Origin of the sequence: Oscillibacter sp. KLE 1728 (assembly GCF_934833455.1) — a bacterium.
Taxonomy (GTDB): domain Bacteria; phylum Bacillota; class Clostridia; order Oscillospirales; family Oscillospiraceae; genus Oscillibacter; species Oscillibacter welbionis.
Window position 1 is genome coordinate 31,534 of sequence record NZ_CAKVVF010000003.1, and the last position, 12,463, is coordinate 43,996.

General features: G+C 64.1%; 12 protein-coding genes. 2 read left to right on the top strand and 10 right to left on the bottom strand.

Going from position 1 to position 12,463, the window contains the following annotated elements; all coding sequences use genetic code 11:
• Window positions 1-60: 60 nt before the first annotated feature.
• The 7 genes from QVE23_RS00685 to ispE all read right to left on the bottom strand — a co-directional run bounded on the left by QVE23_RS00685 (window position 61) and on the right by ispE (window position 8,350).
• Complete coding sequence (locus tag QVE23_RS00685) at window positions 61-2,004, bottom strand: S-layer homology domain-containing protein (RefSeq protein ID WP_287967426.1); 1,944 nt, start codon at window positions 2,002-2,004, stop codon at window positions 61-63.
• A 457-nt stretch (window positions 2,005-2,461) separates the two neighbouring features.
• On the bottom strand, window positions 2,462-3,040 hold the full coding sequence (locus QVE23_RS00690) for an ECF transporter S component (RefSeq protein ID WP_025545850.1): 579 nt from the start codon (window positions 3,038-3,040) through the stop codon (window positions 2,462-2,464).
• A gap of 137 nt (window positions 3,041-3,177) precedes the next feature.
• Complete coding sequence (locus QVE23_RS00695) at window positions 3,178-4,230, bottom strand: uridine kinase family protein (RefSeq protein WP_287967427.1); 1,053 nt, start codon at window positions 4,228-4,230, stop codon at window positions 3,178-3,180.
• 367 nt (window positions 4,231-4,597) lie between these two features.
• A complete protein-coding gene (locus QVE23_RS00700; RefSeq protein ID WP_287966579.1) occupies window positions 4,598-5,611 on the bottom strand; it encodes a substrate-binding domain-containing protein in 1,014 nt (337 codons plus the stop codon).
• Window positions 5,612-5,756: 145 nt separating this feature from the next.
• Window positions 5,757-6,629 carry a helix-turn-helix transcriptional regulator gene (locus QVE23_RS00705; protein ID WP_025545721.1) on the bottom strand — a complete coding sequence of 291 codons (873 nt, stop codon included), beginning with the start codon at window positions 6,627-6,629 and terminating at the stop codon, window positions 5,757-5,759.
• 134 nt (window positions 6,630-6,763) lie between these two features.
• The gene (gene spoIIR, locus QVE23_RS00710) at window positions 6,764-7,399 is read right to left on the bottom strand and encodes a stage II sporulation protein R (protein WP_036630424.1); all 636 of its coding nucleotides are present in this window, start codon (window positions 7,397-7,399) and stop codon (window positions 6,764-6,766) included.
• Between the two features lie 72 nt (window positions 7,400-7,471).
• Window positions 7,472-8,350: a 4-(cytidine 5'-diphospho)-2-C-methyl-D-erythritol kinase gene (gene ispE, locus QVE23_RS00715; protein ID WP_119310897.1), complete on the bottom strand. Its 879-nt coding sequence runs from the start codon at window positions 8,348-8,350 to the stop codon at window positions 7,472-7,474.
• 166 nt (window positions 8,351-8,516) lie between these two features.
• On the opposite strand from ispE, the gene QVE23_RS00720 reads away from it, so the two are divergent.
• Window positions 8,517-9,200, top strand: coding sequence for a helix-turn-helix transcriptional regulator (locus tag QVE23_RS00720; protein WP_021749473.1), 684 nt, complete (start codon window positions 8,517-8,519; stop codon window positions 9,198-9,200).
• Window positions 9,201-9,596: 396 nt separating this feature from the next.
• On the opposite strand, the gene QVE23_RS00725 is transcribed toward QVE23_RS00720, so the two are convergent.
• Both QVE23_RS00725 and thrH read right to left on the bottom strand, forming a co-directional pair.
• The gene (locus tag QVE23_RS00725) at window positions 9,597-10,877 is read right to left on the bottom strand and encodes a DUF1015 domain-containing protein (protein ID WP_287226454.1); all 1,281 of its coding nucleotides are present in this window, start codon (window positions 10,875-10,877) and stop codon (window positions 9,597-9,599) included.
• Between the two features lie 29 nt (window positions 10,878-10,906).
• Window positions 10,907-11,506: a bifunctional phosphoserine phosphatase/homoserine phosphotransferase ThrH gene (gene thrH / locus QVE23_RS00730; protein WP_021749470.1), complete on the bottom strand. Its 600-nt coding sequence runs from the start codon at window positions 11,504-11,506 to the stop codon at window positions 10,907-10,909.
• Window positions 11,507-11,714: 208 nt separating this feature from the next.
• On the opposite strand from thrH, the gene QVE23_RS00735 reads away from it, so the two are divergent.
• Window positions 11,715-11,939, top strand: coding sequence for a DUF378 domain-containing protein (locus QVE23_RS00735; RefSeq protein ID WP_036630419.1), 225 nt, complete (start codon window positions 11,715-11,717; stop codon window positions 11,937-11,939).
• A gap of 87 nt (window positions 11,940-12,026) precedes the next feature.
• Here QVE23_RS00735 and QVE23_RS00740 read toward each other — a convergent pair.
• Window positions 12,027-12,463 (bottom strand): cation:proton antiporter (locus QVE23_RS00740; RefSeq protein WP_287967428.1); only part of this gene is annotated, 437 nt, incomplete at its 5' end.

Consider the following 12,463-nt stretch of genomic DNA (forward strand, 5'->3'; position numbering starts at 1 on the left):
CTGCGTCCTGGCCGGGCGATTCAGCCGGACCTGCCTGCATCTGTCCTGGGGCCCTCTCTGTCACGCCATGGCGCGGTGGAGGAAGGTCATGATCTGCGCCCGGGTGCAGGTCGTGCCGGGCTCAAAGGTAGTGGAAGTGGTGCCCTGGGTCACTCCGCTCTCCACGGCCCAGGCCACCGCGTCCGCATAGTACGCACCTTCCGCCACGTCCCGGAAGTCATGCGTCCCGGATGCTGCGGGAGAGCCCTCGGCCCGCCACAGCAGCACCGCCGCCTGAGCGCGGGTGCAGACCCGGTCCGGGGCAAAGGCAGTCTTGGTGACGCCGGAGGTGATGCCCTGCTCCACAGCCCACAGAACTGCCTTATAGTAGTAGCTGTCGGGGCTCACATCCGTGAAGGGATTCTCCTTTTCGGACGGCTCAGGAGAGCCGTTTGCCCGCCACAGGAAGGTCACAAGCTGGGCCCGTGTGCATCCGCGGCCCGGGGCGAAGGCCGTTCCGGTGACACCGGAGGCGATCCCCTGCTCCACAGCCCACCGGACCGCATCGTAATAGTACGCGCCGCTGTCCACATCTGTGAAGGGCAGCTCCGTCTGCTCCCCGGAACGGACGAAGGACGCGGACACGGTCACCCCGCCGCCGGGCATGACGAAGGTATAGCGCCCCTCCCCCGCGTTCTGGACCGGGACTGCGCCGTCCTGGCTGTCGGTGACAGTCAGCTTCTTCAGCTCGTATCCGTCATCCGGCGCCGCGGTGATGGTCACCGTCTCACCCTCGTCGGCCCGACCGGCACTCACCTCCAGGGAGCCGCCGGTGACCTGGTCCACAGTAATGAGATGCTCGCCGTCCTCGGACTTCTCAGTCCACCGGGCGTACAGGGTTGTGTTTGCGTCGAAGACGGTATCGGCAGTAACTGCAGTGCCGCCGTCGGCGGCGGTGTACCAGCCCGCGAAGGCGTAGCCGCTCCGCTCCGGCGTGGGAAGCGTCCCCACGGCTGCGCCGCTGGTGGCTGCCATGGCGGCCGCGCCGGCGGCGCCCTCGCCGAGCTCCAGGGTCAGGATGATCGTCCGGTCCGGGTCAATGAAATCCTCCAGCTCTGCAGTGGCAAAGCTGCCGCCGGTGACAGAAATGCTGCCGGAGCCGCTGTTGGCCACCTGACCGGTCACAGTGCCGCCGGAGATGGTGATCTCCGCCGCGGTGTCGTTGACTACGCTGCCCACGGTGCCGCCGTTGATGGCGATGGTTCCGCCAGTGGAGCCGCCCTGCGTCTTGATGTTCTGATAGCTGCCGCTCTCCACGGTCAGGCTGCCGGAGGCATCCTGACCCTCAAAGACAATGGAATCCCCCTCGGCAATAGCAGCGTTCGCAAAGGTGACGCGGCTGCCCCGGTCGATGTTGACGCCCCACTGGTTTCCGGAGGTGGTCAGGCCGTCCACGGACAGCTCCGTGCCATTGACCACCAGGGCGTACCAGCGGCAGTTGGAGATCTCCACGTTCTCCAGGGTCACCATTCCGGCGTGGTAGATGTTCAGGCCGTGCTTGGCGGCACTGCCGCCGTCAAGGGTCACATCCCGCAGCGTCACCTCGGCGCCATCCTGAAGATTGAGGAGGCTGGGGCCGGTGCCATTGTCGCCGGAGACAGAAAATGTGCCCGCCTTCGCCCGGATGGTATGGCCGCTGCCGTCCAGAGTCAAGTCCTTGGACAGCGTCAGCGCTCCCTGGCCGTTGACCAGGCCGGAGGCGTCCAGCTCCACGTCTCGGAGCAGCCGGATGGTGGCGCCCTCTTCCGCCTGGGCCACCGCCTCCGCCAGGGTGGCATACTGGGTGCCGTCGATATCCGCGGCGTTTTCCGTTTGGACGCCGTCCTCCCCGGCCCCCTCCGTCATGGTCTGGACCTGCCCGGCGGCAGACGCACCAAACATCCCCTCCGCCGCCTGGGCATTGGCCGGCAGCATGGAGGCCAGCAGGCTCAGAGTCAGCAGTCCGGTAACAAGTTCTCGCTTCATGTGTGTAGATTCCTCCCGATTGGTTTGTAGGTATCGGCGCTTTGAAGCGGGCACTCTCCGTCCGGTCCGAAAAGGGGCCTTCCCAGATGTAGAAATTCTGCCAAATCATTGCGGATTCTGTCAAAAAGCCAAGCAGGCAGCGGAAAATCCGGCCTCAAAAGCACGGTTCACATCCTAACACAGCGGGGCAGAGCCACGCAAGGGCTTTCCGGATTTTCCAGATGACTGGAAATACCTGGCACATCAGCCGCATCTATTGGGCCGCAGTGCATCCGGCAAAATATGCTGGAACGATCCGGCGCCGCGCCAGACATTCCCGGCAGCGCAGAGCCGGCTCCCCAGCTTGGAGGGCTCCGGTGAGCCGGCGGGCGGCAAGGCATGTGAAAGCCCCCGGCGGACCGGAACGTGTCCGGTCCGCTGGGGGCCTGCTCTGCCTGCGAAAGAAGCCGCCGATCAGTCAGTTTCCGGCGGCCTGGGTACCGGCCTGCTCCCGGCGGAAGCGGACCATGCCGGTGCGGTCCAGAGCCACCATCAGGACGGGAATGAACACCAGCTGGAGGATGATGCCGGGAATGGCGTTCACCAGCGCCTCGGTCAGGAAGATCTGCCAGGTGAAGGGCACGCTGGCCACGCCGGTCATCACCACCCGCACCGCAGCCCAGACGATCCGGCCGCCCACCATAGCAGCCAGCAGAGCACGGTACAGGGCCACCACACACTGCCAGCGGGACCGATTGTACAAAAAGCCCGCGATGCCACCGTAAGCCGCCAGCTCAAAGGCCATGGCCACAGCGGCCACCAGCGGCGGCATTCCGAAGAGCGCCATCCGCATCAGCGGGGCCACGAATCCCACCACCGCGCCATACTGCCAGCCGCAGATCAGGCCGCAGAGGAACACGGGCAGGTGCATGGGCAGCAGCATCCCGCCGATCTGGGGGATCTGTCCGGTGAGGAAGGGCAGTACCAGCGCCAGGGCCAGGAACATGGCCGCCAGGACCAGGTTATGGACATTTGTTTTGAAATTGCTGTGTTTCATGGGGTTAAACTCCTTCTCAAAAAGTCTTTTCGCGCCGCCTTCTGGCGCCGCACCAGCCTTCTGGCTTTTTTTACGGAGTCTGCAGGGTTTGTGAATACCGGCCTTCTGGCCGGGCGCTTTTCAGGGCTTTCCCCTCATCAGGGGAAAAATTCGGTGGTGTCGATCACCAGCTGGCAGCCCTTCTCCGGGCCGCATTGGCGTATATACCGCTCCTCCAGGGGCATCCACCGGCTCTCATAGGCGGCGAAGTGGGCGCCCTCCCGCCGCTCCAGGTGGCGGCGCTGCTCCTCCGGCGCACAGGTGAGAAACATCCGCAGATCATAGCGGGCCGACAGCAGCGGGTGCTGGGAGTAGCTTCCCTCCACCACAGTGAGGGGCCGGGCCGGAAGCGTTGTCCCCTCCCTCAGCGTGCCGCTCCGGCAGTCATACGGGCGGCAGCGGATCTGCGCTCCGGCCCCTGCCGGTTCCAGAACCTCCTGCAGGAAGCGGGCCAGGTCCATATTTCCAGCCGGGATCTGCTCCCAGTTCTCTGCCCGGCGGTCCGGTGGGAGATAATAGTCGTCCATGTGGACCACGTTGCAGGGAAGGAGCCGCCCCATCAGGTCTCCCAGGCCGCTCTTGCCGCTGCCGCAGCGGCCGTCAATGGCCACGACGGCTGGTCTGCCGCTCCGCGCCAGCCGGGCCGCCGCCAGCAGTGCCGGGAAGTACCCGCCGTATGCTGTCCGCAGGACCCGGTAGTGGGGATCATACGCCTCCCGGTAGGCCGGCGAGTGGTGGACGGGCGGACAGCCCTGACGGCGGTACACCGCCAGCCAGTCCGCCATACCGGGCAGGGGCAGCGCCTCCGCCGCGGTCAGGCATTCCTCCAGGTCCGCCGCCGTCCCGTGGTGCTCCGCCGCCGTCAGAAGCAGCAGATCCGCCAGGAGCGGCGCAGCCAGCGTCCAATCCCCCGTCCCCGCCAAATGAACGCGGCACAAACCGTTCCCGATCCGCTCCGGCGGCCGGGCCTCCCGGTCTGCGGGAAGGGCGCTGCACTCCCCCAGCAGCTGCCGGAGGACATCTCCCCGTTCCCCCGCTGCATGGGCTGGACCGAACGTACTCTGATAGGCCAGCTTGGCGCAGTCCTGGGGCTCCATCAGCGGATAGCGGGCCAGGTGCTCCCGCAGGACCGTTTGAAATTCCTCATGCATCTCTTCAGCCCCCCGGCAGCCATGGTATTGCGCATCGGTCATCCGACACGTTTATAGGATAGCACCTGGAGTACACTCAAAGTCAAGAGCAAGCGTGAAAAAATCTGAAATTTTTTCGGATGGTATCCGCACGCGGAGCAGAGTGGGAGTTTGCAGCTGGTTTTGCGCACCCGCCTTTCATCGCGCATGCCGATTCGGGATATGCCCGTTCAAGTGCGGAATCCATGCTGTGCAGCCCGCGTTCCACATCCGTTCCCTGTCTGATGCCATGCCGGGGCGCCCGTCCCGCAGTACCTTCTGGGCTGAAAAAGCCTGTGTTCCTTCTGAACACAGGCTTTTCTGCACTCCGGCAAAGCAAGGCAGTACGTCAAGCGGTCACCGCCTCCACAGGAACCCGGAGTACAAAGGGCTGCTCCGGGTCCGTGCAGTCGTTCCCCAGCAGCTCCCGGAGCCCGTCGTCATAAGCCCGACCCCGGGCCAGATTGACGGCTGCCGCCACCGCCGCCCGGGCCTGGTCCTCCGGATTCTGGTCCACCGTCATATAGAGCTTGCCGCTCTCCAGGGCGGCGGCCCCCTCCGCCGTGTGGTCCACGCTGACGATGGGCGCCGCGCCCGGATCCCAGCCGGCGGCCTCCAGCGCCTCGATGACTCCCAGGGCCATTTCATCGTTGTCGCAGATGACGCAGTCAAAGTCCACGCCCTGCTCCAGCAGGGCCGCCATGGCTTGGCGGGCCCGCTCCCGGCTGAAGCCGCAGACCTGGTAATCCGCCGCGGCGATGGGGCAGAAGCCGTCGTCCAGCAGGCTCTGCACGGCGGTGCCGGAGCGGGCATCTGTATTCTCCTGGCCGGGCATCCCCTGGAACAGCAGATAGCGGATATCCGTCCCGTGGTCCGTCTCCCAGAAATACTCCGCCAGGGCGTGCCCCTGGAGGGCGCCGCTCCCGGCCTCGTCCATGCCCACAAACACCATCCGCTCGTTCAGGATCGCCGTCCCCGGCGCTCGGTTCAGCAGCACGACCCCTGCGTCGCCCACGATGTCTGCCACCTTTTCGGAGTCCTCCCCGTCTGCAAGGTTCACCAGCAGGGTCTCCACGCCTTCTGCCAGGGCCTCGTGGACCTGGCGCAGCTGGGTCTCCGGGTCGTTGCCCGCGTTGTAATACCGCACCGCGTAGCCCTGGGCGGCGGCCTCCGCCTCGATGTCCGCCTTCAGCTCCGACAAAAACGTATCCTCCCTAGACAGCAGCAGGCCCAGAGCCCTCGTCTCCCTGGTCCGGGACTCCACAGCCCCGGCGGCGTCCGCGCCGCAGCCGGTACCCAGCACTGCCACGGCGGCCAGCAGGGCCACAACTGCGCCGATCTTCTTCCTCCATGTCCGTTTCATCTGGATCTCCTCCCTATTCATCCGTCTTCTGCTTAGGATGCTGGACAAAGTATACAAATATACCTGACGGAATGAAATAGACAAACCTGCGGGGGGAACGGCACGGTTCCCTCCGCAGGTCTTTTTTCCGGACTTTTCTGCGGTCTCACGGCCCGATCCGGAATTTCCGGTACTCCGTGGGCGTGAGGCCGACGTATTTTGAAAAGATGCGTGAGAAGTAGCTGGCGTCCGCGAATCCCACCGCCTCGGAGATGGTCTGGACGCTGTCCTGCGCGTTCACCAGCCGCATCTGAGCCTCCCCGATCCGGCGGCGCAGGACATACTGCTTGAGGCTGTATCCCGTCTTCTGCCGGAAGATATGGGACAGATGATAGGGACTCAGATAAAACTGGCGGGCCAGCTGCTCGATGGAGAGGTCCTCCGCATAATGGCGGTCGATGTATCTGGCCACACGGCCGAAGGTGGAGTCCTCCCGGGTGACGAGATCCTCCTTCCGCCCCGCCGCCATCCGCCGGACCAGCTCCAGCGACGCCAGCATCAGGTGCTGGCACAGCTCCTGGAAGCCCGGCTCCCGCTCCGCTGCATACCGGTCCATCAGGCAGAAGAGCTCCTTCAGGTCCGCAAACTGCTCCGGCTGGTGAAACAGGGGGCAGCGGTCCGGGGAAAGCAGGCTGTATGGCGGCAGGTCCGCCAGCGCCAAGTTCCCGATGGCCACGCACAGGGTCTGATACGGCTGGTCTGCCTGGGGGAATTCGTCGTGGAGGGCGCCGCCGCTGCACAGCACCACATCTCCGGCTGCCACCTCGTACCGGCGGAGATCGACGGTGTACCGGCCGCTGCCCTTCAGGATCAGCAGCACCTCCGCCAGGCGCTCGTGGCAGTGCATCAGTGTGGCGTGCTCTCCCTCCGCCCAGTCATAGTGGCAGATGTACGCCGCATAGGGCCGGTCCTGAGGCAGGCGCGCCGCCTCCTGCGGTGTGAACACCACCCGCTGCCGATTCAGTTCCGCCTCTCTCATGCCGCCGTCTCCTCCCCGCTGGAAAGTGCGGAGCATCCGGCCATCCGCCGCTCCCCGCCGTGGGGCCGCAGGAAAGTCCGGTCCCGGCCCTTATGATACCGTTCCCAGCGGGCCGTGTCAAGGGCGGCTCCCGCTCACTCCAGCGCCGCCTTCAGGCGCTCCCACAGCTCCACGGCCTTGAATTTCAGCTGGTAGCCGCCATCCTCCTCCGTCATCAGGCTGACCTGGTCTTCCGTCAGGCCAGCGGCCAGGGCCGTCTCCGGCACGTCCGCGGAGGCAGCGGTGCACAGGGGTGGAAACACCACACACCACCAGTTCTGTCCGGCGCCCTCCCCAATCAGAATCCGCAGGGCCAGATACTCCCCGGCTGGAAGAGAGAAGCCGTCATATTCCTTGGTGGGAAAGGCCGTGTCCTCCAGCTCCGCCGTCACGGCGTAGTCATAGCCGTTGGCCCGTACCGTCTCCTCGGCGATGGCCTCCAGTTCCGGCAGGCTCTCCCGCAGGCGAATCTCTGCCTCCGCCCGGTCCGCCGACTGCTCCAGAATCTCCGTGGCTCGCTCCAGCACCGCATCCCGGACCAGGAGCTTCAGTGCCTGGTCCTCCTCCGTATCAGAGTTGGCCAGCACATGGAGCCGCACCACCTTGTCCGCCAGGTCCCGCTGGGTGTTCAGCGCCCAGACGCCGGTCATCAGAAACGCCGCCGCACCCAGCAGCAGGGCCAGTTCCACGATCCGCAGAGTCTTTCGCTCACGCTTTGCAGCTGTTTTCATATCCGTTTTCCGTCCTTTGCTATGTAGCCCCATGGGGCCCGTTTCCCCCATCATGGACGGAAATTCCGGATTTTATTCCATCTTTTCCAATATTTTTACCGGCGCGGCCAGATACGTCTGCCGGTAACGTCCCTCCAGTGCCTCCTTTGCCCGGACCGCCTTCTGCCGGTCATCAAACAGGCCGAACACCGTGGGGCCGGAACCGCTCATGGCCGCGCCCAGAGCACTGTGTCGCAGCAGGGCTTCCTTGATGGAGCGGATCTCCTCCCCTTCCTCCTCCGTCAGCACCCGCTCAAAAACATTTCCAAGGCAGGCGGCCGCGGCGGCCAGATCGCCCCGGGCCAACGCCGCTGCCATGGCCGCCGTATCCGGCCGGGGGCCCAGGTCCGCCCCGTCCAGCCGGGCAAACAGCTCCGGTGTGGGCAGGCCGAAGTCCGGCTTGCACAGTACGATGGCACAGTCCGGCAGAGGCGGCAGGTCCGTCAAGATCTCACCCCGTCCCTCTGCAAGACATGTGCCGCCCCGGACGCAGAAGGGCACATCGCTGCCCACTGCCAGCCCGATCTCCTCCAGCGCCTGCCGCGGCAGATCCGGGGCGTACAGGGTCCGCAGGCACCGCAGCACCGCCGCCACATCCGCACTGCCGCCCCCAAGCCCCGCATAAGCCGGGACCCGCTTGGCAAGGCGTACCTCCAGCCCCGGCACCGGGCGGCCCAGCCTGTGGAAAAAGGCATCCGCCGCCCGCTGCTCCAAAGTGACCTTCCCCGCCGGAAGGGAGATGCCCTCTGTCAGCAGGGAAAAGCCGCCCGCCGCCTCTGCCACCGTCACGGTGTCCCCCAGGGACACGGCCTGCATCACCATCCGCATGTCGTGATAGCCGTCTGTACGCCGCCCCAGAATATCCAGAGTCAGGTTGATCTTGGCCGGGGCCTCCAGCGTCAAAGTCTTCATCGCACCACCTCCCGCGGGCCTCCGCCCGCTGTCTGGGTCCAGTATAGCACATCCCTCCCCAAGTAGAAACAACGAATCGCCCGCAACCGGACGGTTGCGGAAAGTTGGTGGACGCAACCGGAAAAACCTGCTATGCTGAGAGCAGCGGAGCGGGAGGCGGTGCGTCATGGACATGAGCAAGGCGATTCGGGAAGGCCGGGATCGCTTGGGCATGAGCCAGGAGGCTCTGGCGGAGCGGCTGGGCGTGAGCCGGCAGGCGGTATCCAAGTGGGAGATGGGAACCTCTGTTCCCTCTCCGGAAAATCGGCGGGCGCTCTCGGAGATTTTGGGGACAGACCTTCAAGTGGAAAGAGAAACAGCGCCGCCCGTCCCTCTGCGGCGGTGGAAGCGGCTGACGCTGGCGGCAGGGCTCCTCTGCCTGGCGCTGCTGGCGGCGCTGGGCTGGATCCTTTACAGCGCGCATCAGGACGGCTGGCCGCCGCCGGAGGATCCGCAGATTACAGGCGTCTATTTCTATGATGCGGCCGGGCAGGAGATCGCCAAAAGCGACTTCGGCTGGTATCTGTTTCCGCCAGACAGCACCGTGAACGTGGCGGTCACCTTCCAGGACGGCCGGGAGCACACGGTGGATCAGGTGGTTTTGTTTCTGTATCCCACCGGCACCGGAGTGGCCGAGGAGCGGCAGCAGATCGGCGTCCGGCGGATCCGGGACGGCCGGACCTTCGCCCTGTTCCGCTGGCAGATCCCCGCCAGCCTTTATTCTCATTTGGAAGTGCAGCTGGAGTGCAAGGATGGGCAGACAGTCTCCGCCTCTCACTGGAACGTGATCGACCGGGATTCTGCCTTTTGAACGAATGCCCGGCGTCATGTAAAATTTTACAAATTCTCTTTCTTCTTTTAAGATAGTGCGGCGAATTTATACACAGAACAGAGGAGGTGGAATGAATTGTTTGGGCAATCCCCCCAACAGCACCAGAAAGGAGCATCGTATGCTGGACATCCTGTTTTTGAGCAGAAGCTCATTGCTGTACGCAGTCCTGCTCCTGTCGGCCATCACAATTCTGTCCCTCGCCCTGCCCTGTTTCGCGTATGAAGCTACCCAGAAGTTCCGGAGGCGGAGGAGCCTGTTCTAAAAAGACGCTCTCCCCAAAAGCCGCGGCGGTCCCGCGGCTTTTGCCAGGTTTCAGAAGAAACAGCGCCGCAGGCAAAAGCCTGCGGCGCTGTCTGTATCTGTGGAAACGACTTCTTACTTGATCTTCCGAGCCTCCACATAGTACCGCTTATCCTGGGCGTGGCCCATGGAGAAGGTCTTGCGGGGCAGGACGCCGTCGGCCATGACGGTCTTGAACAGCTGCTCCTTGCCCATAGCCGGGAGCTTGAAGCCGATGTTGCCGGACTTGCTGCCCAACTCGTCCGTCACTTCGTCGCCATGGATGTAGTCCACTTCGCCGCCGTGCTCCTTGAGATAGGCGTCCAGGAAGGTCTGGAGCGTGCCCACCGCCAGCTGCATCCTGGGATTGGGCACCGTGATGGTACCGGTATGCCCTGCATAGGTGTAGGCGATGGTGTGGCCCTCGCCCTCCCCTTCGTGGGCGCCGGGATAGGCGGCCTTCATCGCCTCCAGCACCTGTTCGGGCTCCACGCCGAAGAGGACGCGGTGGATCGGCTCGAACTGGAGGGCGTCGTCGTGATTATTCACCACTTCCACCAGAGCATAGCGGGCGGGCAAACCGGCCCACTGGTCCTCCGGCGTGACCTTCTTCAGGTTCTCATAGCACTGCTTGGCTGTTGCCAGAGAGTGGTTGCCGTCGCCCACCGCGAACAGCAGAGGTGCCGCGTCCTTCAGGCCGTACTTTTTCTCCATGGCCTCCGGCGTGCACATAGCCGCCAGGGCGTCCGCCACGGCGTCCATCTGGGCGTCCGTCAGCTTCCAGCCCTTCAGGTGCCCGCCGCCCTGCTGCAGGTCAAAGTCATACAGCTGCTCCATCTCCCCGCTGGCGGCGGTCAGGGGCTCAATAACCGTGCGGTCCGGGTCATCGATCAGCAGCATCACGTGGGGCAGCTCAACGGGGGCGTCCTGCCGTACCCGTACCCGGGGTGGGATGCGGGAGAGCACCGTCCCCTCCGTGGCCCGGATCAGGGCGCCGGAGCCGGGGGTGAAGTCATACTGGTCCAAATCCACCATGCCGATGAGGCCGTGGCGCACCTTGCCGTCGGACTGCGTGCGCTCAATATAGAACAGGGACCCCGGCAGGGTCTGAAAGACGCCCTCCGCCAGATAGCGGTTCATAGCGCCGTTGATGTCCGCGATATGGGCGTCCACATCCGGGTCGTTCAGCTTGGCCTCCGGCAGGATCAGCCGGAGGGTGGAAGGCGCGTCCCCCACAGTCTCCTCCACCGCCTGCCAATACTCCGGCTGGGAGGTGAACTGGTCGCAGGCCACCACGGCCCACTTGGTCATGTCCGCATCCTTGGGCAGCAGGATATCCGCCGGGTAAAAGCCCAGCTTCTGGAATTTCTCGTTCATGTCGCGTCCCCTTTCTTTCCGGAAAACTCTTACAGCGCCGCCTTGATGGCCGCCAGCAGGTCGTCAAACTCCTCAAAGGCCGGAATCTCCGGGTGGTCGGCTTTGATCTGCTCCGTGCTCTTGAAGAGGAAGCCTGCCTTGCTGGCCTGGATCATCCCCAAATCGTTGAAGCTGTCGCCGCTGGCGATGGTGTCATAGCCGATGGACTGCAGGGCCTTCACCGTGGTGAGCTTGGACTTCTCACAGCGCATCTTGTAGCCGGTGATCTCGCCGTTCTCCGCCACCTCCAGGGAGTTGCAGAAGATGGTGGGCCAGCCCAGCTTTTCCATCAGGGGCTTGGCGAATTCCTCAAAGGTATCGCTCAGAATAATCACCTGGGTGGTGGCCCGCAGCTCGTCCAAAAACGCCTTGGCGCCGGGCAGCGGATCAATCTTGGCGATGGTGTCCTGGATCTCCTTGAGCCCCAGGCCGTGCTCCTTCAAGATGCCCAGCCGCCAGGTCATCAGCTTGTCGTAATCCGGCTCATCCCGGGTGGTGCGCCGCAGCTCCGGAATGCCGCTGGCCTCTGAAAATGCGATCCAGATCTCCGGCACCAGGACGCCCTCCATATCCAAGCATACAATATTCATACTGTCTCCCCTTATCAATCGGTCTGCGCGGCTTCGCCGCGGGCGAGATCGGATCCCGCTGTTTCGATTATACAATCCCTATCTTTCCTTTGCAATGCGATTTGCAAATTTTGTCCAGGCTGGAAATTTTCCCCATCCGCATAGTTCCCGCCCCGTTGGATACACTAACGCCAAATCCCTGCTGGAAGGCATAAAGGAGGTTTTTCGCATGGTGATTGATAAGATCGCATTGGCACTGGCTATCATCGGCGCCCTGAACTGGGGCGGGATCGGCCTGTTCGGCTTTGATACGGTGGCTTTCCTCTGCGGCGGCCAGATGGCCATTCTCTCCCGCATCATCTACGCCCTGGTGGGCCTGGCGGGCCTGTGGTGCATCACGCTGTTGTTCCGCTCCTCCGACGAGGAGACGGGCCACGCCCGCCACACCGCCTGACGGCGGATACAGCGCGCTTTTCAAAATACGGGGAGCCGACCAAAAGGCCGGCTCCCCGTATTTGCGGTTCTCAGTCACCGGAGCAGATCAGCCGCGGTCCTTGTCTCCGCCGTGCTCCCCTTCTTTCAGGTATTTCTGGTCCCTGGCCAGAAGCTCTGCGGAGACGATATCCAGCTGCTCCATCTTCTCATAGTGGTCTGCCAGATTGCTGTCCGCCGCGCTCGCCGGCTGTCCGTCGTGCCGGAATACCAGCTTCAGCAGGATGGGTGTGAGGATCGTGCCGCCCACCACGGTGATGATGACCGGTGCCATCAGGGTCCCGGACAGCACTCCCAGCTCCAGGCCCCGGTTGGCTACGATCAGCGCCACCTCGCCGCGGCAGACCATGCCCACGCCCACCTGCAGGCTCTCCTTGCCAGTGAAATGACAGAGCTTTGCGCCCAGGCCGCAGCCGACGATCTTGGTGGCCACAGAAATCAGCAGCAGGAGAATGGAGAACAGCACCAGGCTGCCGGTCATGCCGT